Source organism: Enterobacter sp. RHBSTW-00318 (assembly GCF_014101375.1).
Taxonomy (GTDB): domain Bacteria; phylum Pseudomonadota; class Gammaproteobacteria; order Enterobacterales; family Enterobacteriaceae; genus Enterobacter; species Enterobacter ludwigii.
Genome location: NZ_JABXQH010000001.1, coordinates 103,269 through 124,645, shown reverse-complemented (window position 1 = coordinate 124,645; position 21,377 = coordinate 103,269). Strand labels below are relative to the sequence as shown.

Annotated in this window: 20 protein-coding genes and 1 pseudogene; 16 read left to right on the top strand and 5 right to left on the bottom strand. The window is 53.0% G+C overall.

Annotation, left to right across the window (positions count from 1 at the left end; translation table 11 throughout):
* Positions 1 to 36: 36 nt before the first annotated feature.
* Complete coding sequence (gene pspA, locus HV157_RS00715) at positions 37 to 705, bottom strand: phage shock protein PspA (RefSeq protein WP_014170345.1); 669 nt, start codon at positions 703 to 705, stop codon at positions 37 to 39.
* Between the two features lie 166 nt (positions 706 to 871).
* Here pspA and pspF point away from each other — a divergent pair, with 166 nt between their 5' ends.
* From pspF to sapF, 6 genes are all read left to right on the top strand, one after another.
* On the top strand, positions 872 to 1,849 hold the full coding sequence (pspF, locus tag HV157_RS00710; RefSeq protein ID WP_121339613.1) for a phage shock protein operon transcriptional activator: 978 nt from the start codon (positions 872 to 874) through the stop codon (positions 1,847 to 1,849).
* A gap of 88 nt (positions 1,850 to 1,937) precedes the next feature.
* Positions 1,938 to 3,578: an ABC transporter substrate-binding protein SapA gene (sapA, locus tag HV157_RS00705; RefSeq protein WP_020882454.1), complete on the top strand. Its 1,641-nt coding sequence runs from the start codon at positions 1,938 to 1,940 to the stop codon at positions 3,576 to 3,578.
* A complete protein-coding gene (sapB, locus tag HV157_RS00700) occupies positions 3,575 to 4,540 on the top strand; it encodes a putrescine export ABC transporter permease SapB (RefSeq protein WP_014170348.1) in 966 nt (321 codons plus the stop codon). The genes sapA and sapB overlap by 4 nt, the downstream gene beginning before the upstream one ends.
* Positions 4,527 to 5,417 (top strand): putrescine export ABC transporter permease SapC, encoded by an 891-nt coding sequence (gene sapC / locus HV157_RS00695; protein WP_014170349.1) that lies wholly within the window; start codon positions 4,527 to 4,529, stop codon positions 5,415 to 5,417. The genes sapB and sapC overlap by 14 nt, the downstream gene beginning before the upstream one ends.
* Entirely contained in the window at positions 5,417 to 6,409 is a 993-nt protein-coding gene (gene sapD / locus HV157_RS00690; RefSeq protein WP_014170350.1) for a putrescine export ABC transporter ATP-binding protein SapD, read from the top strand. The genes sapC and sapD overlap by 1 nt, the downstream gene beginning before the upstream one ends.
* Before the next feature lies 1 nt (position 6,410).
* A complete protein-coding gene (gene sapF / locus HV157_RS00685; RefSeq protein ID WP_014170351.1) occupies positions 6,411 to 7,217 on the top strand; it encodes a putrescine export ABC transporter ATP-binding protein SapF in 807 nt (268 codons plus the stop codon).
* A 147-nt stretch (positions 7,218 to 7,364) separates the two neighbouring features.
* On the opposite strand, the gene HV157_RS00680 is transcribed toward sapF, so the two are convergent.
* Positions 7,365 to 7,955, bottom strand: a complete 591-nt coding sequence (locus tag HV157_RS00680; protein WP_032678285.1) for a TetR/AcrR family transcriptional regulator — start codon at positions 7,953 to 7,955, stop codon at positions 7,365 to 7,367.
* Positions 7,956 to 8,087: 132 nt separating this feature from the next.
* On the opposite strand from HV157_RS00680, the pseudogene HV157_RS00675 reads away from it, so the two are divergent.
* The 3 genes and pseudogenes from HV157_RS00675 to HV157_RS00665 all read left to right on the top strand — a co-directional run bounded on the left by HV157_RS00675 (position 8,088) and on the right by HV157_RS00665 (position 9,990).
* Positions 8,088 to 8,482, top strand: a pseudogene (locus HV157_RS00675) (RidA family protein).
* A gap of 72 nt (positions 8,483 to 8,554) precedes the next feature.
* Positions 8,555 to 9,259 carry a helix-turn-helix transcriptional regulator gene (locus HV157_RS00670; protein WP_249420789.1) on the top strand — a complete coding sequence of 235 codons (705 nt, stop codon included), beginning with the start codon at positions 8,555 to 8,557 and terminating at the stop codon, positions 9,257 to 9,259.
* A 33-nt stretch (positions 9,260 to 9,292) separates the two neighbouring features.
* Positions 9,293 to 9,990, top strand: a protein-coding gene (locus tag HV157_RS00665) for an IS1-like element IS1B family transposase (protein WP_095033700.1) whose coding sequence is annotated in 2 segments (ribosomal slippage) — positions 9,293 to 9,542 and positions 9,542 to 9,990 — 699 coding nt in all. Because the reading frame shifts where the segments join, the coding sequence is not laid out codon by codon here.
* Here HV157_RS00665 and HV157_RS00660 read toward each other — a convergent pair.
* Positions 9,925 to 11,124, bottom strand: coding sequence for a GGDEF domain-containing protein (locus tag HV157_RS00660; protein WP_249420790.1), 1,200 nt, complete (start codon positions 11,122 to 11,124; stop codon positions 9,925 to 9,927). The two genes, HV157_RS00665 and HV157_RS00660, sit on opposite strands and share 66 nt — an antisense overlap.
* A gap of 238 nt (positions 11,125 to 11,362) precedes the next feature.
* Positions 11,363 to 12,256: a helix-turn-helix domain-containing protein gene (locus HV157_RS00655; RefSeq protein ID WP_126488184.1), complete on the bottom strand. Its 894-nt coding sequence runs from the start codon at positions 12,254 to 12,256 to the stop codon at positions 11,363 to 11,365.
* Between the two features lie 317 nt (positions 12,257 to 12,573).
* On the opposite strand from HV157_RS00655, the gene fabI reads away from it, so the two are divergent.
* The 4 genes from fabI (at position 12,574) to pdeR (ending at position 18,844) form a co-directional block, all read left to right on the top strand.
* On the top strand, positions 12,574 to 13,362 hold the full coding sequence (fabI, locus tag HV157_RS00650) for an enoyl-ACP reductase FabI (protein WP_020882447.1): 789 nt from the start codon (positions 12,574 to 12,576) through the stop codon (positions 13,360 to 13,362).
* 156 nt (positions 13,363 to 13,518) lie between these two features.
* On the top strand, positions 13,519 to 14,505 hold the full coding sequence (locus tag HV157_RS00645) for an oxidoreductase (RefSeq protein WP_014170359.1): 987 nt from the start codon (positions 13,519 to 13,521) through the stop codon (positions 14,503 to 14,505).
* Positions 14,506 to 14,593: 88 nt separating this feature from the next.
* Positions 14,594 to 16,528, top strand: coding sequence for an exoribonuclease II (locus HV157_RS00640; RefSeq protein ID WP_032678288.1), 1,935 nt, complete (start codon positions 14,594 to 14,596; stop codon positions 16,526 to 16,528).
* 324 nt (positions 16,529 to 16,852) lie between these two features.
* Positions 16,853 to 18,844, top strand: a complete 1,992-nt coding sequence (pdeR, locus tag HV157_RS00635) for a cyclic di-GMP phosphodiesterase (protein WP_014170361.1) — start codon at positions 16,853 to 16,855, stop codon at positions 18,842 to 18,844.
* Here the strand turns inward: pdeR and HV157_RS00630 are convergent.
* Entirely contained in the window at positions 18,841 to 19,707 is an 867-nt protein-coding gene (locus tag HV157_RS00630) for a crotonase/enoyl-CoA hydratase family protein (RefSeq protein WP_014170362.1), read from the bottom strand. The genes pdeR and HV157_RS00630 overlap by 4 nt on opposite strands.
* A 192-nt stretch (positions 19,708 to 19,899) precedes the next feature.
* Between HV157_RS00630 and HV157_RS00625 the strand changes: the two genes are divergently transcribed.
* From HV157_RS00625 to osmB, 3 genes are all read left to right on the top strand, one after another.
* Positions 19,900 to 20,082 carry a hypothetical protein gene (locus HV157_RS00625; protein WP_025204000.1) on the top strand — a complete coding sequence of 61 codons (183 nt, stop codon included), beginning with the start codon at positions 19,900 to 19,902 and terminating at the stop codon, positions 20,080 to 20,082.
* A 43-nt stretch (positions 20,083 to 20,125) separates the two neighbouring features.
* Positions 20,126 to 20,878, top strand: a complete 753-nt coding sequence (locus HV157_RS00620; RefSeq protein WP_020882444.1) for a DNA-binding transcriptional regulator YciT — start codon at positions 20,126 to 20,128, stop codon at positions 20,876 to 20,878.
* A 263-nt stretch (positions 20,879 to 21,141) separates the two neighbouring features.
* Positions 21,142 to 21,360, top strand: a complete 219-nt coding sequence (osmB, locus tag HV157_RS00615) for an osmotically-inducible lipoprotein OsmB (protein WP_008501216.1) — start codon at positions 21,142 to 21,144, stop codon at positions 21,358 to 21,360.
* Positions 21,361 to 21,377 lie beyond the last annotated feature (17 nt).

The window sequence follows — 21,377 nt, the reverse complement described above, 5'->3', positions numbered from 1 at the left end:
GATGCGTGGCGGCACGCTCAGGTGCCGCACAAATTATTATTGGTTGTCTTGCTTCATTTTGGCTTTCAGCGCAGCAAGTTGCTCGCTGATTTCATCGTCCGCTTTCAGGTCAGCGAACTGCTGATCCAGTGACTTTTGTTTACCAATGCTGTGACTTTCCGCTTCCGCTTCCATATGGTCGATACGGCGTTCAAACGACTCAAAACGTGCCATTGCTTCATCCAGCTTACCGCTATCCAACTGGCGACGTACATCGCGGGATGAGCTTGCCGCCTGGTGGCGCAATGCCAGCGCCTGCTGACGCGCACGCGTTTCGTTCAGTTTATTCTCAAGCTCACCAATCTCTTTCTTCATACGCGAAAGGGTATCATCGACCAGTGTGACTTCATGCTCGAGCGTCGCGACCATGTCTGCCAGCTTCTGTTTTTCAATCAGCGCGGCGCGGGCCAGGTCTTCTTTATCTTTACGCAGCGCAAGTTCTGCTTTTTCCTGCCATTCGTTAAGCTGAGCGGTCGCCTGCTCAATGCGGCGCGTTAACTGTTTTTTCTCAGCCAGCGCACGGGCGGAGGTAGAACGCACTTCAACCAGCGTATCTTCCATTTCCTGAATCATCAGGCGCACCAGCTTCTGCGGATCTTCCGCTTTCTCAAGCAGTGAGTTGATATTGGCGTTCACGATGTCGGCGAAACGAGAAAAAATACCCATAATGTGATCCTCATAGTTCTGTTATCGGGCGATGCCCTGCTACATAGCTAATACAAATACCGTGCCAAGTTTTTATCTTGTTGATTTTACTTGATGTGGTTGATTTCCAGGCATCGGCACACTATGCTCACCTGGTGAATATCACTAAGGAGTGGTTAATTTCATCATGGCTGGATACAAAGACAATTTACTCGGCGAAGCCAACAGTTTTCTGGAAGTCCTCGAACAGGTCTCCCGTCTCGCGCCGCTCAACAAGCCGGTGCTTATTATCGGTGAGCGCGGCACGGGTAAGGAACTGATTGCTAACCGTCTACATTATTTATCCGGACGCTGGGATGGCCCCTTCATTTCGCTTAACTGCGCGGCGTTGAATGAAAATCTGCTCGACACGGAGCTTTTCGGTCATGAAGCCGGTGCTTTTACCGGTGCCCAAAAACGCCATCCGGGTCGTTTTGAACGCGCCGACGGCGGCACGCTGTTTCTTGATGAACTGGCCACCGCGCCCATGCTGGTACAGGAAAAGCTGCTGCGCGTGATTGAGTATGGCGAGCTGGAGCGTGTCGGCGGTAGCCAGCCGTTGCAGGTCAACGTGCGTCTGGTGTGCGCGACCAATGCCAACCTCCCGCAAATGGTGGCAGAGGATAAATTCCGTGCCGACCTGCTCGACCGGCTGGCCTTTGACGTCGTTCAGCTCCCGCCGCTGCGCGAGCGAAGAAGCGACATCATGCTGCTGGCAGAGCAGTTTGCGATTCAGATGTGTCGCGAGCTCGGCCTGCCGCTTTTTCCGGGGTTCAGCGAGTATGCAAAGGAGACACTCCTCGCTTACCACTGGCCGGGAAATATCCGTGAGTTAAAAAACGTCGTGGAGCGTTCTGTCTATCGCCACGGCAGCAGTGAGACCGAGCTGGATAACATTATTCTCGATCCTTTTCAGCGTAGCCCGCAGCCAGCTTCCGCCCCGCCCGTGTCCGGGGCTTCCCCTTCACTTCCCCTGGATTTGCGGCAGTTCCAGCATGAACAGGAACAACAGCTGCTTGAGCAGAGCCTGAAGGTGGCGAAATATAACCAGAAACGGGCGGCTGAACTCCTGGGTCTGACCTACCATCAATTAAGGGCATTGCTCAAAAAGCATCAAATGCGCTGACAATATCAGCACTTACCCGCAGACATTTTTACGAAGCAGGCGTAAGTGCGATACACTTTGCAGATCGAACCTAAAAACCTTAAAAATTATGCGTCTGGTTTTATCGTCCTTCTTTGCACTTGGTTTGTTCAGCAGCCTGGCGTTTGCTGCGCCCGAACCCGCTACGCAACCTGATATTCGCGACAGCGGCTTCGTCTATTGCGTAAGCGGTCAGGTTGATACATTTAACCCGCAAAAAGCGGGCAGCGGCCTGATTGTGGATACCCTTGCCGCGCAACTCTATGACCGTCTGCTTGATGTGGATCCCTATACCTACCGTCTGGTGCCAGAGCTTGCCGAAAGCTGGGAAGTCCTGGATAACGGCGCGACCTACCGTTTCCACCTGCGCGATGATGTCGCATTTCAGCACACGCCATGGTTTACCCCAACGCGCAAACTGAACGCGGATGACGTGGTCTTTACGTTCCAGCGTATCTTTAACCGTAATCACCCGTGGCATAACGTTAACGGCAGCAACTTCCCCTACTTCGACAGCCTGCAGTTTGCCGATACCGTTAAAAGCGTTCGCAAGCTGGATAACCGCACGGTGGAGTTTTCGCTGAAGCGCCCGGATGCCTCTTTCCTCTGGCACCTGGCCACCCACTATGCGTCCGTTATGTCTGCTGAATACGCTGCGAACCTGAGCAAAATCGATCGTCAGGAGTTAATCGACCGTCAGCCAGTCGGCACCGGTCCGTTCCAGCTGGCCGAATATCGCTCCGGACAATATATCCGCCTGCAGCGCCATGCGCATTTCTGGCGCGGCACGCCGCTGATGCCACAGGTAGTGGTCGATCTTGGCTCTGGCGGGACGGGGCGTTTATCAAAACTGCTGACCGGGGAGTGCGACGTGCTGGCGTGGCCTGCTGCCAGCCAGCTCACCATTTTGCGCGACGATCCGCGTTTGCGCCTGACGTTACGCCCCGGCATGAACATCGCCTATCTGGCGTTTAATACCGATAAGCCGCCGCTGAACAACCCTGCCGTACGCCACGCGCTGGCGCTGGCCATTAACAACCAGCGTCTGATGCAGTCGATCTATTACGGTACGGCAGAAACCGCCGCCTCTATTTTGCCGCGAGCCTCGTGGGCCTATGACAGTGAAGCTAAAATTACGGAATACAACCCGGCAAAAGCGCGTGAACAGCTGAAAGCGCTGGGAGCGGAAAACCTGACGCTGCAACTCTGGGTACCGACCAGTTCTCAGGCCTGGAACCCAAGCCCGCTGAAGACCGCCGAGCTGTTGCAGGCAGATATGGCGCAGGTGGGGGTGAAAGTGATCATCGTGCCGGTTGAGGGTCGTTTCCAGGAGGCGCGCCTGATGGACATGAACCATGATTTAACCCTGACAGGCTGGGCGACCGACAGTAATGACCCGGACAGCTTCTTCCGTCCGTTGCTGAGCTGTGCGGCGATTAACTCCCAGACCAACTACGCCCACTGGTGCAACCGGGAATTTGACGGCGTGCTGCAAAAAGCGCTGGCGTCCCAACAGCTGGCGTCACGCATAGACGCCTATGATGAAGCGCAGAAGATCCTTGCCGAAGAGCTGCCCGTGCTACCGCTGGCCTCGTCCCTGCGCCTGCAGGCCTATCGCTATGATATTAAAGGCCTGGTGTTGAGTCCGTTCGGCAACGCCTCCTTCGCCGGCGTGTCTCGCGAAAAAGAACAAGAGGTGAAAAAACCATGATCATTTTTACCTTGCGCCGCCTTCTGCTGCTGTTGGTGACGCTCTTTTTCCTGACCTTTGTTGGTTTCAGTCTGAGCTATTTCACCCCGCACGCCCCGCTTCAGGGGTCGTCGCTGTGGGATGCGTGGCTCTTCTGGTTTAACGGTCTGCTGCACTGGGATTTCGGTGTTTCAAGCATCAACGGACAGCTCATCTCCGAGCAGCTGAAAGAGGTTTTCCCGGCGACAATGGAGCTGTGCATTCTGGCATTCGGTTTTGCCTTAATGGTTGGTATTCCGGTAGGGATGCTGGCAGGGATTTATCGCAACAAATGGCAGGATAAATTTATCAGCGCCCTCGCCCTGCTCGGCTTCTCGATCCCGATCTTCTGGCTGGCGCTGCTGCTGACGCTTTTCTTTTCCCTCAACCTGGGCTGGCTGCCGGTTTCTGGCCGTTTTGACCTGTTGTATACGGTAAAAACGGTGACCGGGTTTGCTATCGTTGACGCCTGGCTGTCTGATTCAGCCTGGCGACATGAGATGATCGTCAGCGCCGTACGCCATATGGTCTTGCCGGTACTGACGCTGGCGGTGGCACCCACAACCGAAGTGATCCGCCTGATGCGCCTGAGTACCATCGAGGTGTTCGATCAAAACTATGTCAAAGCGGCCGCCACGCGCGGCTTATCGCGCCTGACTATCTTACGCCGTAATGTGCTGCATAACGCCCTGCCGCCTGTTATCCCGCGACTGGGGCTTCAGTTTTCCACCATGCTCACCCTGGCGATGATTACCGAAATGGTCTTCAGCTGGCCGGGGCTGGGACGATGGTTGATTAACGCTATCCGCCAGCAGGACTACGCCGCCATTTCCGCGGGCGTCATGGTGATTGGCTCTCTGGTGATTATTGTTAACGTGATTTCCGATATTTTGGGTGCTATGGCCAACCCGTTGAAGCATAAGGAATGGTATGCCCTACGATAACGTATACAGTGAAAAGCGCACGCCCGGTGCGCTGCGTACCGTGTGGCGTAAATTCTATGGTGACACCACGGCAATGATTGGCCTTTATGGCTTCGCCGGGCTGGTGTTGCTCTGCGTTTTTGGCTCCTGGTTTGCGCCCTATGGTATTGATCAGCAGTTCCTTGGCTATCAGCTGCTGCCCCCATCCTGGTCGCGCTACGGTGAGGTCTCTTTCTTCCTCGGGACAGACGACCTGGGGCGTGACGTATTGAGCCGCCTGTTGAGCGGCGCGGCGCCGACGGTCGGCGGTGCATTTGTGGTGACGTTTGCTGCCACCATCTGCGGTCTGGCGCTCGGCATCTTTGCCGGGTCGACGCATGGCCTGCGCTCGGCGGCACTGAACCACATTCTCGACACCCTGCTCTCTATTCCGTCCCTGCTGCTGGCCATCATTGTGGTGGCGTTTGTCGGGCCACACCTGTCGCATGCCATGTTCGCGGTCTGGCTGGCGATCCTCCCCCGCATCGTGCGTTCGGTATACAGCATGGTGCATGACGAGCTGGAAAAAGAGTATGTCGTCGCAGCTCGCCTGGACGGTGCAACAACCTTAAACATCCTCTGGTTTGCCGTACTGCCGAACATCGCTGCCGGGCTAGTCACGGAGATCACCCGCGCCCTGTCGATGGCGATTCTGGACATCGCGGCGCTTGGTTTTCTCGATCTCGGCGCGCAGCTGCCGTCGCCTGAATGGGGCGCGATGCTCGGTGACGCGCTCGAGCTTATCTACGTTGCGCCGTGGACGGTTATGTTACCGGGCGCAGCCATTATGGTGAGTGTGCTGCTTGTCAACCTGCTGGGCGATGGTATACGCCGTGCAATTAATGCGGGGGTGCAATAATGCCGCTTCTTGATATTCGCAACCTGACCATCGAGTTCAAAACCGGTGAAGGCTGGGTGAAAGCCGTCGATCGCATTAGTATCACCCTTGCTGAGGGTGAAATTCGCGGGCTGGTGGGTGAATCCGGTTCAGGGAAAAGCCTGATCGCCAAAGCCATCTGTGGTGTGGCGAAGGATAACTGGCGCGTCACCGCTGACCGTATGCGTTTTGATGATATCGACCTGCAACGCCTCTCTCCCCGCGAGCGTCGCAAGCTGGTCGGCCATAACGTATCGATGATTTTCCAGGAGCCGCAATCCTGTCTTGACCCGTCCGAGCGCGTGGGCAAACAGCTGATGCAGAACATTCCCGGATGGACCTATAAAGGCCGCTGGTGGCAACGGTTCGGCTGGCGTAAGCGTCGTGCAATTGAGCTATTGCACCGCGTCGGGATCAAAGATCATAAAGATGCCATGCGCAGTTTTCCGTACGAACTGACCGACGGTGAGTGTCAGAAAGTGATGATTGCCATCGCGCTGGCCAATCAGCCGCGTCTGCTGATTGCGGATGAACCGACCAACGCGATGGAACCGACCACGCAGGCGCAGATTTTCCGCCTGCTGACGCGTCTGAACCAGAACAACAACACCACCATTTTGTTAATCAGTCACGACCTGCAAATGCTCAGCAAATGGGCTGATAAGATTGATGTGATGTACTGCGGGCAGACGGTCGAAACCGCCCCGAGTGAAGACCTCATCACCGCGCCGCATCATCCGTATACGCAGGCGCTGATCCGCGCCATTCCAGATTTTGGCAGCGCCATGCCACACAAGAGTCGCCTGAACACCCTGCCCGGGGCTATCCCGCTGCTGGAGTCCTTGCCGATTGGCTGTCGTCTGGGGCCGCGATGCCCGTATGCGCAGCGTAAATGTATTGAGACGCCACGCCTGACAGGGGCCAAAAATCATCTATATGCCTGTCATTTCCCGCTGAACATGGAGAGAGAGTGAAATGGTCGAAACCTTACTGGAAGTCCGTAACCTGAGTAAGACCTTTCGCTACCGTACCGGGCTGTTCCATCGTCAGACCGTTGAAGCCGTGAAGCCGCTCAGCTTTACCCTGCGCGAAAAACAGACGCTGGCGATCATCGGTGAGAACGGTTCCGGTAAATCCACGCTGGCGAAGATGCTGGCAGGCATGGTTGAACCCTCCGGCGGCGAAGTGCTGATAGATGACCATCCGCTGGAATTCGGTGATTACTCTTTCCGCAGCCAGCGTATCCGCATGATCTTCCAGGATCCGTCGACATCGCTCAACCCGCGTCAGCGTATTTCGCAAATCCTCGATTTTCCGCTGCGTCTGAATACCGATCTCGAGCCAGAAGCGCGACGCAAACGCGTTTTTGAAACCCTGCGGATGGTTGGGCTGCTGCCCGATCACGAGAGCTATTACCCGCACATGCTCGCCCCCGGCCAGAAACAGCGTCTTGGGCTCGCGCGTGCGCTGATATTGCGCCCGAAAGTGATCATCGCCGACGAAGCGCTCGCCTCGCTGGATATGTCGATGCGGTCGCAGTTAATTAACCTGATGCTCGAATTACAGGAAAAACAGGGTATCTCGTATATCTACGTGACCCAACATCTGGGGATGATGAAACACATCAGCGACCAGGTGATGGTCATGCATCAGGGTGAGGTTGTTGAACGTGGCAGTACCGCAGATGTTATGGCCTCTCCGCTTCATGAACTGACTAAGCGATTGATCGCCGGCCATTTCGGTGAAGCATTAACCGCGGACGCGTGGAGAAAAGACCGCTAGCGCGTTGGTGCAAGGGGCGGATTAACAACGCTCACCACACGCGAAATCCTCGCGGCGTTTTAACGCCCCTTATCCGACAAAAATGCCCCCGGCACACCCATTCCTTTAAGGGTTAAATGGCAGCTCGCGCGCGTTAACCCTTTCCTTTCACTGATGGCGTAACCCGCTTGCAAGCAGGACAAACACCTCAATCGCATGTGGCAACGTCTTCTGTGGATCGTCACTGGCGGCTATCAACAGTGCAGCATTGAGCGCAGCGCCATTTAACAGCTGTGCAGCGACGTTTGCATCCATGTCTTTCAGGACCTTGCGTTCAATCATTTTTTCTATGGTCTGACGGGTAGATTCCAGGCAGCTATTCTGGCTGGGCCAGTGGGCCGGGTCACCCAGAACAGCCGGACCATCACGCAGTACAATACGCTGCACTTCCGGATCGAGCGCCATTTTGATGTAAGCGACGCCTTCCGCCAGCAGTCGTTCCCAGTCATTCTCGGCGCTGGCGGCAATTTCCTTCGCCTTTCGTGCCATTTCGCTGTCTATCTGGGCGACCACCGCAGCCAGCAAGCCTTTCTTGTCAGTGAAATTATGGTATAGCGCTCCACGTGTTAACCCCACGCTTGCGGTCAACTCATCCATGGAGGCTGCGGCATAGCCTTTCTCGGCAAAAGCTTTGCGCCCTGCCTGTATCATTTTTTCGCGATTTTCCTGGGCCGTTTCGGCACGGCTTTTTGCAGCCATAAGACGTCCTTGGTTACGTTGTGTTTTTCCGTTTGACATACGTGGCGTATGTGGTTTAGATTTTGACATACGCCGCGTATGTTAATACGACCGCGTGATCTCAACAATACCCCCAATCGAAAAGGAAATGCCATGCACCCACGTGAACCTGTATTTCCCGCTAATCGTCATGCCCTCTATGAAGAACATGGCTATTCTGCTGCCATTCGCTCTGGCGATCTGTTATTTGTCTCAGGCCAGGTTGGAAGCCGCAGCGACGGCACACCTGAAACGGATTTCGGCGCTCAGGTACAACTGGCTTTTGATAATCTCCAGGCTACGCTTTCTGCCGCGGGATGTACGTTTGATGATGTGATCGACGTGACGACGTTTCATACCGATCCAGAAAATCAGTTTTCAACCATCATGGAAGCCAAAAAATTAGCGTTCCCCCGCCCCCTTATCCGAACTGGACGGCCGTGGGGGTAAACTGGCTTGCGGGCTTTGATTTTGAAATTAAGGTCATTGCCAGAATCCCACCGCAATAAAGCGAGTATTCGGCATAACCCCCACCGGCAATTTATTAATTACGTCATGACGCCACACGCTGTAGATATCGAATGAAAGAAAGTATTAGTAAATATATTCTCACCTGGGTAGAGGAAAATAACTTTTCTATTTTACATATTGATCAACTGGTTAAAGATACCGGGTATAGCAGAAGAACCATCGAAACATGGTTTAAAGAGAAATATCACCTCTCTTTAGGTGAGTACATCCTAAGGAGAAGGCTGAGCCTTGCAGCCATCATGCTCAGAATGACGTCGCTTCCCGTTACGGACATTGCTTATTTATTTCACTACCAAAGCAGCCAGGGGTTTTCAAGAGCCTTTAAAAAGATGTCAGGACTCACCCCTTCTGAATACAGAAATGCAAAAGAGTGGGATTTTGATATCCTTCAGCCCTCATTTTTATTAGACGATCTTAAAACACCCGAAATAACACTCTGTGAACTCAATGAGATTTTTCCGTATACCCATGAGATTATAGAGCACGATCATCTTTTTGATACTGCGGTGCACGATGTCACTAAAAAAATCAAAAAAATCCTGCTTGAGAATCGCGATCGGATCCAACAGCTTGCCATAGTGCCGCGCCGACCAGAACGTCTGGGTAAAAGCCGTTCCTATCTGGTAGAAGTCTTAATTTCATATTGTTTAGACAGCACTAAAACAACAAAGAAAGACACACTTTTACTTACCGGAAAATATGCAAAAATGTCCTTTGAAGGCAGCTGGGAATGGGTGATGCTGCCAACTTACTGATTTAGTGTATGATGGTGTTTTTGAGGTGCTCCAGTGGCTTCTGTTTCTATCAGCTGTCCCTCCTGTTCAGCTACTGACGGGGTGGTGCGTAACGGCAAAAGCACTGCCGGACATCAGCGCTATCTCTGCTCTCACTGCCGTAAAACATGGCAACTGCAGTTCACTTACACCGCTTCTCAACCCGGTACGCACCAGAAAATCATTGATATGGCCATGAATGGCGTTGGATGCCGGGCAACCGCCCGCATTATGGGCGTTGGCCTCAACACGATTTTCCGCCATTTAAAAAACTCAGGCCGCAGTCGGTAACCTCGCGCATACAGCCGGGCAGTGACGTCATCGTCTGCGCGGAAATGGACGAACAGTGGGGATACGTCGGGGCTAAATCGCGCCAGCGCTGGCTGTTTTACGCGTATGACAGGCTCCGGAAGACGGTTGTTGCGCACGTATTCGGTGAACGCACTATGGCGACGCTGGGGCGTCTTATGAGCCTGCTGTCACCCTTTGACGTGGTGATATGGATGACGGATGGCTGGCCGCTGTATGAATCCCGCCTGAAGGGAAAGCTGCACGTAATCAGCAAGCGATATACGCAGCGAATTGAGCGGCATAACCTGAATCTGAGGCAGCACCTGGCACGGCTGGGACGGAAGTCGCTGTCGTTCTCAAAATCGGTGGAGCTGCATGACAAAGTCATCGGGCATTATCTGAACATAAAACACTATCAATAAGTTGGAGTCATTACCACTCCTGTCCGTGTCGGGCAACAGCAGGCCAAACTCCTCACCTCCCAGTCTGGCAAAGACGTCGTTATCACGAATACTGTCTTTAATAATATCCACGACCGCCAGAATGACGCGGTCCCCCACAGGATGTCCCCAGGTGTCATTAATGGTCTTAAAGTTATCGATATCCAGCATCATAATGCTGGTGCCCTTTTCTGTTCTGAGCATGCGGAGCCGCTGAAGTGCCTCAAAAAAATACTTGCGGTTGAAGATCTGCGTAAGGGGATCGCGGTTAACCCGATCGCCAAAAAATCTCAGCAAGCTGAAGACATGTAACAGTAAGGTACAGATAACAAATAGTTTACTGAACACTTCTACCGCCCGGCTGATATACCAGAGCGACAGGTTATACGTATCGAGTAAGAGCAGGAAAAAGTTATAGGTGATCGCAGAAAGGCACACCACGATGATGCTGTTCCAGACGCCAGATGAAAAGCGTGTCACGTAAGTCATGTAGCAGGCCAGGGCCGACCAGAGAACTATCAGAGCGTTAACGTAGCGGACATCCCAGACAGGATGATACTGATCGGGGCGATACGCGGCTATCGTTAATGTCCAGGTTGGATTGTAGCTGCTCAACGCATGGGCCAGCACCGGGAACATAACCAGGGGGATTAACGATATTAGCGCCAGCCAGACCTTATTCCGTAATGTGAACCGTCGCCGTGCCGTGTGTTTCTCCACCCATACAGCAAGCCCCAGCAAAAAAATAAAACTTAACTGGCGGAAAAAATAAAATACCGCCGTATCGTTAGTTTTTAGCGTATGGGTTAACCCTGCGTCTTCAGGAAGCTGAATGACGATAATCGTTTCTATGAAATAGATGAGACCGCTCAGAAACGCCATGCTCAGGATTAACAGGGATAAATGAGATCGGTCAGACGCATACTGCATCTGGATAAAAATAGAGATAATGGTATCCAGAAAAAATAGCGCAATCATGACGATCAAATAGGTTGTCATGGGTACCCTGAAACCTGGATTATCATTAACAAAAAAGGAGTTCACCGCGATCATCAGTGCAAACAGCAGCGCACCGGACAGCACGATCATTTTCTCAGCCAACGTAATGTTATTCATGTTCATTAATACCGCATAAATAAAAGACGTGAAACGGCAGAGCGATTTACACCATTCTCTGCTTAACATCGAGGGGCAAACCGGTCAGGCTTGCCACCCTCTTTTCAGATGCTTCAGTTAACCGACCTCAGTCTGTTGAAGTGGATTATCCCGGTCGATGTCGTACCGAACCGGGATATTTCCTACTGCGCTTTACTCACCAGTGAGATCACCCTTACCGGCAAGGCCAGAGGCAACGCTAGCGCCATGTGCTGACATTCACCACATCGCCGTGGCTATTGAAGTCTACATACAGCCGCTTATTGTTCTGAAACGTCTGATAAACCGATTCCGAAAGCGCAAGGCTCGTTGCCAGCTCCGTCTGGCCTGCCACATGAGAGGCAGGAACGGCGAGATTCTGGTGTCTATAGCGGTTATAAAAATAGTTCTTTTTGCTGAGCTTACCGTAGGCGCTCCAGGTACCGTCATACCGCATAACGGCATATTTACCGGAAAAATGATATTCCTGTTTTTGGTGCGACGTATTATCCGGTGACAGATAATCAATTATGACTTCAGCCATGTTTTCCCGGCTTTTATCCAGGCCTTCTGGACGCCGTCCCCTGATGGCGATTTCTTTTACCTCCCCACGATGATCAAGCAAAAGTTTTCTCAGTCTTTTGGTCACATCCTGTATCGCAGGATTAAAAATATGATCATATTCCGTCAGGGTATCGTTATAGGAAAACGTCCGCGCCAGCCGACAAATCTTCACGTCAGGTTTACGGAGCCCTTCTAATAACAGTGAAGGATGGTAACGCTGGAAGTCCCATATTTCATCGCTTCGATATTGAGACGGTGTTTTCCCGGTCAATTTCTTAAACGCGCGGGCAAAACCCTGTCCACTATGATACTGAAAAATGTGAGCGATTTCGGTGACCGGCAGCGACGTCATCCTTAATAAAGACGCGGCATAGCTCATTCGTCTCCTGAGCATATACTCACCCAGCGACTGGTGGAATTGGTGTTTAAACCAGATTTCGAGCGTCCTTCTGCTGTAACCCGTTTTTACGACCAGCCGATCGATATGCTCCAGAGATAAAATATTATCTTCAACCCAGTCTATAACGTGTTTGTTAATGATTTCTTTCATGTTTTGACTCTAACTGGATTGTAATACGTAAAATCCACTGAACGGATCATTTTGCGCAAAAACGCCCGCCTCTGGTTGGATGAGGCGAACCGGTCGTGCAGTGATATAATGGACGGATGCCTGTGAAACAGCGTGATAACGCGTTCGCTCACCCCCTTCCATGACATACGTCACGGGCTTTGAGCGAGAAATAGCGTGACACAAGGGGCACTGAGTGGGATATAATTTCGAGCTAATTTCGAATGACTTTGAAATGTTGCCTGTAATGCTATGATTTACAAGGCAAAAAATAAGCAATGAATATAAGGATTAAATCTATGGGTTTTCTTTCCGGTAAGCGCATTCTGGTAACTGGCGTTGCCAGCAAACTGTCCATCGCATACGGCATCGCACAGGCTATGCATCGCGAAGGCGCTGAGCTGGCGTTCACCTACCAGAACGACAAGCTGAAAGGCCGTGTAGAAGAGTTTGCCGCGCAGCTGGGTTCCAGCCTTGTTCTGGAATGCGACGTTGCACAAGACGAAAGCATCGATGGCATGTTTGCTGAACTGGCAAAAGCATGGCCGAAATTCGACGGTTTCGTTCACTCCATCGGCTTCGCTCCTGGCGATCAGCTGGACGGCGACTACGTGAACGCGGTAACCCGTGATGGCTTCAAAATCGCTCACGACATCAGCTCCTACAGCTTCGTGGCAATGGCTAAATCTTGCCGTGCGATGCTGAACCCCGGCGCAGCTCTGCTGACCCTGTCCTATCTGGGCGCAGAACGTGCTATCCCTAACTACAACGTTATGGGTCTGGCTAAAGCGTCTCTGGAAGCAAACGTCCGCTACATGGCGAACGCGATGGGTCCAGAAGGTGTGCGTGTGAACGCTATCTCTGCGGGTCCAATCCGTACCCTGGCAGCTTCCGGTATCAAAGATTTCCGTAAAATGCTGGCGCACTGCGAAGCGGTTACTCCGATTCGTCGTACCGTTACCATTGAAGATGTGGGTAACTCTGCAGCGTTCCTGTGCTCTGACCTTTCCGCGGGTATCTCCGGCGAAGTGGTTCACGTTGACGGCGGCTTCAACATCGCTGCAATGAACGAGCTGGAAATTAAATAAGCTGTGACTCTCTTCCCTCACGGGAAGAGAGTTTTCCTTCCTCCGCCCGACCCCTTCGTTATTCCGTTCAGCTATTTGTTATCACCTAACAATATTTTTCCCCACATCTGCCTTACGCCAGGATATTGATCGCCATTTTGAGATCAAGGAACGCCCATGGAACAACGCCGTTTTTCCGGCAAAGGCCACTGGTACCACGAAACCCAGTCAAACCACGCGCAGACGGATGTTCTGCCTCTGGTGCCCGAAGCCGCTAACGTCGACGATCGTTTTTTGCTCGATTTAGCCCTGCCTGACGAGATTGTCGCCGCCTGTACTGGCTGGCTCACCCCTGCCAGAACCTTATGCCACCTGTTGTTTCCGCTCTCAATCTCCGTTAACCGGCTGCATACGCTCAGCGCCTACGACAGATTGAGTACTGCATTAACGGTCGCGCAGGCCTGTGGCGTCCAACGGTTGTGTAACCACTATGCCGCCCTCCTCGCCCCGCTTCCCGGCCCTGACTCCTCACGCGAAAGTAACCGCCGCCTGGCACAAATCACCCAGTACGCCCGTCAGCTCGCCAGCTCACCTGATGTCATCGATGATAAAGCACAGCAGCAGCTTGATGAGGTGGGCCTGACAACCTACGACATGGTGCTTATTAATCAGATTATCGGCTTTATCGGTTTTCAGGCACGCGTGGTGGCCGTCTTTCAGGCCCTGCTGGGGCATCCTGTACGCTGGCTGCCCGGCCATCATATTCAGCCGCACACGCTGCCAGCTGCTCCTGAGTCCTGGGTGGCGCTTTTACCTGTCGTTGAACTGCGTTATGCCAGCGCGCATCAGCTTGAATCGCTTTCCCGCTGGCAGGCCGAACCCGCCCTTGAAGCGCTGACGCCGGTACTCAGCCATGAGCCCATCCTGCTCGACCTGACGGGTGAGATCCTGGTAAACAGCCATGATGATATTTCTCTTGATTCGCCGGCGCTTTCGGCGGCAATCGACTTGTTGACGCGTTCTCCGGACCGCTTCAGTGCCGCACAGTTCACCCCGCTCACTGAACAAGGACTGCCTGCGGTACGGGCGATAAAACTGCTCACCCGGAGCGCGATGGATGGCTGGCTTGAACGCCTGAAAGTCGCGTTTGGCAAAGGGGAATAACCATACTAATTACCCAAAGACCGCTTGCTGTGACAGTGAGAATCGCGTAAAACTGTCAGCCGCTCAATGGCTACGAAAATAGAACATTATGTTTCAGGACAACCCGCTGCTAGCGCAGCTTAAACAGCAACTGCATTCCCAGACGCCGCGTGCAGAAGGGGTCGTAAAAGCCACGGAAAAGGGCTTTGGCTTCCTTGAAGTTGATGCGCAGAAAAGCTACTTCATTCCGCCACCGCAGATGAAGAAAGTGATGCATGGCGACCGCATTACGGCCGTCATTCATACCGAAAAGGAACGTGAGTCCGCCGAGCCGGAAGAACTGATCGAACCGTTCCTGACCCGCTTCGTGGGCAAGGTCCAGCGAAAAGACGATCGTCTTTCTATCGTGCCGGATCATCCCCTGCTGAAAGATGCCATTCCTTGCCGCGCCGCCCGTGGTGTTGAGCATGATTTCAAAGAAGGTGACTGGGCCGTAGCAGAAATGCGCCGTCATCCTCTGAAAGGCGATCGTGGCTTTTATGCTGAACTGACCCAGTTCATCACCTTTGGCGACGACCATTTCGTGCCATGGTGGGTGACGCTTGCACGCCATAATCTTGAGAAAGAAGCGCCAGACGGCGTAGCGACTGAAATGCAGGACGAAGGCCTGACGCGTCGCGACCTCACTGCCCTGGAGTTTGTCACTATCGACAGCGCCAGCACAGAAGATATGGATGATGCGCTGTATGCGGAAGAGAGCGCTGATGGCAAAGTGCATTTGACCGTCGCCATTGCCGATCCCACCGCCTGGATCGTTGAAGGCAGCAAGCTGGACGATATGGCAAAAGTCCGATCGTTCACTAACTACCTGCCGGGCTTCAACATCCCCATGTTGCCGCGCGAACTGTCAGATGACCTCTGCTCACTGCGTCCAAATGAAGTGCGTCCGGTCCTTGCCTGCCGCATGACCATCGCCGCCGATGGCGCGATCGAAGACGATATTGAATTTTTTGCCGCAACCATCGAATCGAAAGCCAAGCTGGCCTACGACAATGTTTCCGACTGGCTTGAGAATACCGGCACCTGGAAACCGGAATCAGACGCGATTGCCGCACAGATCCGCCTGCTGCACCGCATTTGTCTGAACCGCGGCGAGTGGCGTAAAACCCATGCGCTGGTCTTTAAGGATCGTCCGGACTATCGCTTTGTGCTGGGTGAGAAAGGCGAAGTGCTGAATATCGTGGCTGAACCGCGTCGCATTGCGAACCGCATTGTTGAAGAAGCGATGATTTCTGCCAACATTTGTGCCGCTCGCGTCCTGCGTGACAAGCTGGGCTTTGGTATTTACAACGTCCACACCGGTTTTGATCCGGCCAATACCGAAGCGCTGGCGGCTCTGCTGAAGAACCACGATGTGCACGTTGACCCTGAAGAAGTGCTGACGTTGCAGGGCTTCTGTAAGCTGCGCCGCGAGCTGGATGCACAGCCATCCGGTTTCCTCGACAGCCGTATCCGTCGCTTCCAGTCCTTTGCTGAAATCAGCACCGAGCCGGGTCCACACTTTGGCCTCGGCCTGGAAGCCTACGCGACCTGGACGTCACCTATTCGTAAGTATGGCGACATGGTCAACCACCGTCTGCTGAAGGCGATCATTAAGGGTGAGTCCATTGCGCGTCCGCAAAATGACACCACCCTGCAGATGGCCGAACGACGTCGCCTGAACCGTATGGCGGAACGTGACGTGGGAGACTGGCTGTACGCACGCTACCTGCAGGATAAAGCGGGTACAGATACTCGCTTCGCCGCAGAAATCATTGATATCAGCCGGGGCGGTATGCGCGTTCGCCTGGTGGATAACGGTGCCGTCGCCTTTATCCCTGCCCCGTTCCTGCATGCCGTCCGTGACGAACTGGTCTGCAGCCAGGAAAATGGTACTGTGCAAATCAAAGGTGAAACAGTTTACAAAGTCACAGACGTGATTGACGTAAACATCGCTGAAGTTCGTATGGAAACCCGCAGCGTTATCGCGCGCCCGGTCGCCTGATAACCGCTTAAACTGTCGGCCGTTTCCCTTCGGGAAGCGCCGACAATTTTTCTTTTGAACCCCCGCCGCAAAATCATTATTTTTTCGTACTATTTTCAGCGTCTTCCCGCCCAAAATTGCCATAATTATCTACAGTAAAAGAGTGCCGTTATATTCGGTTACGTGAATCTTTATACAATAAATACCCTTTTTCGCCAGACGCGTTTTTTATAAGAAAACCGGGAAAAAACACGACGTTCATTTTGGGGTTGCCGCTGTTTCACAACGGAAAAGTCGACGGCAAATGAATAATTTGTGCGCTAATGAGCAGCTGCGGGAGAAAACATGATGGACGATCTGGAGCAGAATTTGCTGTTTCGTTACATGGGTACGCATAGCCCCTGGTGGCGAATGACAGCTGACAGCAATGCTCTGCACCTTGCCGCCAGCGAAAATGCCGATGTGACTGAGGTGGTGGCGCTGGATGATGAACAAGCCGAACTCATCCGCCAGTTAACCGTCATTACCTCCAGCATCTCCATGACGCTCTCGTTGTACGGGGAAGATGTCCCGGTTCATCTTGTGGGGCGCAAAATAACCCGAAATGAATGGGCCGGCACCGCGTCAGCGTGGAACGATACGCCCTCCGTGGCTCGTGACCTGGCTCAGGGCCTCTCTTTTGCTGAACAGGTTGTCTCTGAAGCCAACTCCGTCATCGTTATTCTCGATCATAACGGCAATATTCAGCGTTTTAACCGGCTGAGTGAAGAATATACCGGCCTGAAAGAACAAGAAGTTATTGGCCAGAACGTGTTCAAGCTGTTTATGAGCCGCAGCGAAGCGGCAGCTTCGAAGCGCAATATCACCGGTTTTTTTCGCAACGGCAGCTCCTACGAGGTCGAACGCTGGATCAAAACGCGTAAAGGGCAACGGTTGTTTTTGTTCAGAAACAAGTTTGTTCATAGTGGCAGCGGCAAAAATGAAATTTTCCTTATCTGTTCCGGCACCGACATTACCGAGGAGCGCCGCGCCCAGGAGCGTCTGCGCGTGCTGGCCAATACCGACACCATCACCGGTTTGCCAAACCGTAACGCGATCCACGAACTGATTTCTGATGCCATCGCCAGCCGCGGTGAAACGCAGGTCGGCGTGGTGTACCTCGACCTGGATAACTTTAAAAAGGTCAACGATGCCTACGGGCATATGTTTGGCGACCAGCTGTTGCAGGCTGTCGCTCTGGCCATTCTGAGCTGTCTGGATGACGGTCAGGTGCTGGCGCGACTTGGCGGCGATGAGTTTATTGTCATGGCCACAGATACCTCTCAGGGCGCTCTGGAAGCCATGGCGTCGCGGATCTTAACCCGTCTGCGCCAGCCGTTCAGAATCGGCCTGATAGAAATCTACACCGGTTGCTCGCTCGGTATCGCCCTCGCCCCGCAGCACGGTAACGACAGGGAAAGCGTCATCCGTAATGCCGATACCGCCATGTACACGGCGAAAGAGAATGGCCGGGGCAAGTTCTGCGTCTTCTCACCCGAGATGAACCAGCGCGTATTTGAATATCTCTGGCTGGATACCAACCTGCGTAAAGCGCTGGATAACGATCAGCTTCTGATTCACTACCAGCCTAAAATTACCTGGCGGGGGGAAATCCGAAGTCTGGAAGCGCTGGTGCGCTGGCAGTCGCCGGAGCGCGGTTTGATCCCGCCACTGGAGTTTATCTCTTATGCCGAGGAGTCGGGATTGATTGTCCCGCTGGGCCGCTGGGTGATGCTTGATGTGGTGCGCCAGGTGGCTAAATGGCGCGATAAGGGGATTAACCTGCGCGTGGCGGTCAACGTCTCTGCACGTCAGCTGGCCGACCAGACCATTTTCAGCGATTTAAAGCAGGCGCTGAAGGATCTGGATTTTGAATACTGCCCTATCGACGTTGAACTCACTGAAAGCTGCCTTATCGAAAACGAAGAGCTGGCGCTCTCTGTGATCCAGCAGTTCAGCAAACTTGGCGCGCAAATTCATCTTGATGATTTCGGCACCGGCTACTCGTCTCTGTCGCAGCTGGCGCGGTTCCCTATCGACGCCATTAAACTCGATCAATCCTTCGTCAGGGATATTCATAAACAATCGATCTCCCAGTCTCTGGTGCGGGCCATCGTCGCGGTGGCACAGGCCTTAAACCTGCAGGTCATTGCTGAAGGGGTCGAGAGCGCGAAAGAAGACGCCTTTCTGACCAAGAACGGCGTCAACGAACGGCAGGGCTTTCTCTTCGCTAAGCCGATGCCCGCTGCCGCATTCGAGCGATGGCTAAAGCGATATCAGTCGCGAAAACAACGTTAACTGGCTTTGCGTAACGCCCCATGATGGCGGTTTTGCAGCATCACCAGACGCTCCATATAGGCGATATCTTTTGGCTCGAGGCAGAACGCCGCATCAACCCAGTCTTCCGTGATATCCATCAGTTCACTGCGCGGCAGTTGCAGTACCCGGGTTCGGGCGCGCAACATCGCCCTTACCCCGTTCAGCTTCGGCCGCAGCGTGTCGATGAAGGTTCTGACGGAGACGTAGCTCTGCCCGGGCTCAAACAGCACATCGACCAATCCATGCTGTTCGTACCATTCTGCCGTATGCGACTCCCCCTTGTAGATGAGTTCTTCCGCCAGTTTCATCCCTGCCCGACGTGCGACCAGCGAATATGCCCCCATGCCCGGGAACAGGTTGAAGGCAATTTCCGGGAAGCCCAGACGGGCATCGCGCTGAGAGAGAACAAAATGGTGTGCCAGCGCAGCCTCAAACCCACCGCCTAGCGCGCTGCCTTCAACCATCGCCAGAGAGACCGCGCCCGTATCAAACCCCCGCGACGCTGCGTGGACACAGTCGACGCAGGCACGTGCATACGCGCGTAACGCTTCACGCCGTCCATTTTGAATGCACTCTACGAAGAACTGTAAATCGCCTCCCGCATTATACATTTCAGGAACCAGTGACCCGGTTACCCAAAAATCGACAAGATACCCGGACTGGCGAACCAGCCAGGAGAGGTTCATGATCTCCTCAATTAACGCATGATTAAAACAAGGACGAGGTTGCGCCCGCAGCATCATCCAGATGGTGTGCCGCTCTTCCTCGTAGTAGGCTGACAACTGTGTGAAACGTTCAGTATCGGTAAACAGGGTGCAGGTAGGCTGGTTGATAACTGTCATAGTCTAATTCCTCACAGAAAAAGCGCCTTGCGCGCAGTTTTAGACTAATCCACTCATTAAGCCCGCAGCATGTGGGGGAATAAATTTATCACTTTCATTTATGTGATTTAGTTATTGCATTTTTTCCCTTCTCTTTTGATCCCATTTTCTGCATCATTGAAAATATTACCTTTTCGCACCTGGGGTGAGATTATGTCTACTATTGATGCACAAGCTGTAGCACAACGTATTGATACCGTGCTGGATATCCTGGTGGCAGGCGATTATCACTCGGCGATCCGTAATCTGGAGATCCTGAAGTCTGAACTTCTTGCTCAGAAGGGTGCTGAAAACGCGCCTGAGAACGGACAGCCAAAAGCGCCGTGGGAAGTTTGATCCTGCTGTTTCCGAACCTGTTTCGCTTTATTAATTGGATGCTATGAATTCCCGACAACAAATCATTTTGCAGATGGTCATTGACCAGGGACGCGTCAGCGTAGTCGATCTCGCTAAAACCACCGGCGTTTCAGAAGTCACCATCCGCCAGGATCTTAACCTGCTGGAGAAACAGAGCTACCTGCGTCGTGCGCATGGGTATGCGGTCCCGCTCGATAGCGAGGATGTTGAGACGCGCATGATGAACAACTACGCCCTGAAGCGTGAGCTGGCGGAGTTTGCCGCGTCTTTAGTTAACAATGGCGAGACGGTGTTTATCGAAAACGGCAGTAGCAATGCCTTACTGGCGCGCACGCTTGCCGAACAGAAAGACGTTACTATCATCACGGTCAGTAGCTATATCGCGCACCTGCTCAAAGAGACCCGCTGCGAGGTGATCCTGCTGGGCGGCATTTACCAGAAAAAAAGCGAAAGCATGGTTGGCCCCCTGACCCGCCAGTATGTTCAGCAGGTCCATTTCAGTAAGGCCTTTATTGGTATTGATGGCTGGCAGCCAGAAACGGGCTTCACCGGCCGCGATATGATGCGTTCTGATGTGGTGAATGCGGTGCTGGAAAAAGAGTGTGAGGCCATTGTGCTGACTGATAGCTCAAAATTTGGCGCCGTTCACCCTTATACCATGGGGCCAGTCTCTCGCTTTAGCCGCGTAATTACCGACGAACGTTTGAGCGATGAGCATCGTATTAAACTGGAAGATGACGGTCTTATCGTCAATATTATTAAAAAGTCGTCCTGAGTCCTTTAAGCGCCCGAATGTCGGGCGCCTATGTCCCTACTGTCTGAGATGATTCCTAACCCTCCTTTAAGAGTTTTTACCTGTTTAACCCGCCTTAAAGTCGTAAAATTAATGTTAGCGATATAACAGGAAGTGACTATCACCTGCGTGATTACGTAACGCCTGCGCGACCAGCTTTCACGGAAAACAGTTTTTAAGTATTCAATTCGTCTATACTTAAAGCGTAGCTCTTTCCGTGAATCGATAATTCAGGAGAAAGTATTATGACCTTAACCAGCAAAAAATTAGCCGCCGCTGTTCTGGCAATCACTGTAGCAATGTCCCTGAGCGCTTGCTCTAACTGGTCTAAACGTGACCGCAACACCGCAATTGGTGCCGGTGCTGGTGCTCTGGGCGGTGCGGTATTAACAGATGGTAGTACGCTGGGTACATTAGGTGGCGCTGCTGTCGGTGGTATTATCGGTCACCAGGTCGGCAAATAATTATTAAATAAGCCTCC

Bases quoted from the DNA above. Each gene is read 5' to 3' on its own strand.
- pspA (WP_014170345.1), bottom strand. From the start codon at position 705: ATGGGTATTTTTTCTCGTTTCGCCGACATCGTGAACGCCAATATCAAC.
- pspF (WP_121339613.1), top strand. From the start codon at position 872: ATGGCTGGATACAAAGACAATTTACTCGGCGAAGCCAACAGTTTTCTG.
- sapA (WP_020882454.1), top strand. From the start codon at position 1,938: ATGCGTCTGGTTTTATCGTCCTTCTTTGCACTTGGTTTGTTCAGCAGC.
- sapB (WP_014170348.1), top strand. From the start codon at position 3,575: ATGATCATTTTTACCTTGCGCCGCCTTCTGCTGCTGTTGGTGACGCTC.
- sapC (WP_014170349.1), top strand. From the start codon at position 4,527: ATGCCCTACGATAACGTATACAGTGAAAAGCGCACGCCCGGTGCGCTG.
- sapD (WP_014170350.1), top strand. From the start codon at position 5,417: ATGCCGCTTCTTGATATTCGCAACCTGACCATCGAGTTCAAAACCGGT.
- sapF (WP_014170351.1), top strand. From the start codon at position 6,411: ATGGTCGAAACCTTACTGGAAGTCCGTAACCTGAGTAAGACCTTTCGC.
- HV157_RS00680 (WP_032678285.1), bottom strand. From the start codon at position 7,955: ATGGCTGCAAAAAGCCGTGCCGAAACGGCCCAGGAAAATCGCGAAAAA.
- HV157_RS00670 (WP_249420789.1), top strand. From the start codon at position 8,555: ATGAAAGAAAGTATTAGTAAATATATTCTCACCTGGGTAGAGGAAAAT.
- HV157_RS00660 (WP_249420790.1), bottom strand. From the start codon at position 11,124: ATGAATAACATTACGTTGGCTGAGAAAATGATCGTGCTGTCCGGTGCG.
- HV157_RS00655 (WP_126488184.1), bottom strand. From the start codon at position 12,256: ATGAAAGAAATCATTAACAAACACGTTATAGACTGGGTTGAAGATAAT.
- fabI (WP_020882447.1), top strand. From the start codon at position 12,574: ATGGGTTTTCTTTCCGGTAAGCGCATTCTGGTAACTGGCGTTGCCAGC.
- HV157_RS00645 (WP_014170359.1), top strand. From the start codon at position 13,519: ATGGAACAACGCCGTTTTTCCGGCAAAGGCCACTGGTACCACGAAACC.
- HV157_RS00640 (WP_032678288.1), top strand. From the start codon at position 14,594: ATGTTTCAGGACAACCCGCTGCTAGCGCAGCTTAAACAGCAACTGCAT.
- pdeR (WP_014170361.1), top strand. From the start codon at position 16,853: ATGATGGACGATCTGGAGCAGAATTTGCTGTTTCGTTACATGGGTACG.
- HV157_RS00630 (WP_014170362.1), bottom strand. From the start codon at position 19,707: ATGACAGTTATCAACCAGCCTACCTGCACCCTGTTTACCGATACTGAA.
- HV157_RS00625 (WP_025204000.1), top strand. From the start codon at position 19,900: ATGTCTACTATTGATGCACAAGCTGTAGCACAACGTATTGATACCGTG.
- HV157_RS00620 (WP_020882444.1), top strand. From the start codon at position 20,126: ATGAATTCCCGACAACAAATCATTTTGCAGATGGTCATTGACCAGGGA.
- osmB (WP_008501216.1), top strand. From the start codon at position 21,142: ATGACCTTAACCAGCAAAAAATTAGCCGCCGCTGTTCTGGCAATCACT.